The sequence below is a fragment of the Porphyromonas uenonis 60-3 genome, assembly GCF_000174775.1.
Lineage (GTDB): Bacteria > Bacteroidota > Bacteroidia > Bacteroidales > Porphyromonadaceae > Porphyromonas > Porphyromonas uenonis_A.
Window position 1 is genome coordinate 1 of record NZ_ACLR01000135.1, and the last position, 579, is coordinate 579.

At 53.0% G+C, this 579-nt stretch carries 1 pseudogene; it reads left to right on the forward strand.

The window, feature by feature from the left end:
* Positions 1 to 202: pseudogene (locus PORUE0001_RS04995) on the forward strand (L-threonine 3-dehydrogenase); the annotation flags it as partial.
* Between the last annotated feature and the right edge of the window lie 377 nt (positions 203 to 579).

Here is a 579-nt window from a genome sequence, read left to right on the forward strand (position 1 = left end):
CGCAGCTGCTGTCAAGCGTATCATCCCCGACTTCGAGATGAGCTACGATGTCGATCCGCTGCGCCAAGCTATCGCTGAGTCGTGGCCTAACTCGCTCGACGACAGCTGCGCTCGTCGTGAGTGGGACTGGCAACCACACTACGACCTCGACACCATGAGTCAGGATATGATCCAGGTGCTACGCGCTCGCTACGGCAAGTAAGCATCCGCACAGATCCCCCAGAGACTGACACAGTCTCATCCACATGCGCCACTCTTGAGTTCGCTCAGGGGTGGCGCTTTTCATTTGTGACTCTCGAGGAAGGCTCCGCAAGTGCGTACGCATGGCCACCTTCCGTGTGGAGACGAAAGCTTTTGTAAAAGCGCCCAAAACGGTTCCTCCCTTGGAACTTTTCAGTTCCAACGTAGGAACTTCTCGGTTCCTAGGGAGGGATTTCTGTTTTCCTAGGCATGAAACTCTAGTTTCTTCGGCATGAAACACTAGTTTCTTCGGCATGAAACACTAGTTTCTTCGGTAAGAAACTCCAGTTTCTCCCGATGAAACCAAGTCACGGAGCCTATAGTTACCGATCTTCACGG